General features: G+C 62.9%; 1 protein-coding gene. It reads left to right on the top strand.

What is annotated here, in order from left to right; genetic code table 11:
- Nucleotides 1–71: 71 nt before the first annotated feature.
- On the top strand, nt 72–507 hold a 436-nt coding region (locus ACHIRB_RS30835; RefSeq protein ID WP_395127844.1), incomplete at its 3' end, for a transposase.

The raw sequence follows: 507 nt of genomic DNA, 5'->3' as shown, positions 1-507 counted from the left end.
ACCGGATAGCGAGAGGTCACCGCGTGATCCTTCAAGAGACCGTCCAAAGTCACTAGAAGGAGAACCACGCGATGACCTCTGTCCAGCCTATCGACCCGTCCAAGATGTTGTCCGACCAACTCGCGGTCGCGAGCCCCGACCTGCTGCGCAACATGATGTCCACGTTCATCCAGGCGTTGATGAGCGCCGAAGCCGAGTCCGTGTGCGGTGCCGGATACGGCGAACGCAGCGAGGAGCGAGTGAACTCCCGCAACGGCTACCGCCACCGCGACTTCGACACCCGCGTCGGCACCATCGACGTCGCGATTCCCAAGCTGCGGTCGGGCAGCTACTTCCCCGACTGGCTGCTCGAACGCCGCAAACGCGCCGAACGTGCCCTCACCAGCGTGGTGGCGACCTGCTACCTGCTCGGGGTCTCCACTCGGCGAATGGAGAAGCTGGTCGAATCACTCGGTGTGACAAAGCTTTCCAAGTCACAGGTGTCGATCATGGCCGCCGACCTCGACG

This window comes from Antrihabitans spumae, from assembly GCF_043944905.1.
GTDB classification, from domain to species: Bacteria; Actinomycetota; Actinomycetes; order Mycobacteriales; family Mycobacteriaceae; genus Antrihabitans; species Antrihabitans spumae.
This window is presented reverse-complemented; position numbering and strand designations above follow the sequence as displayed.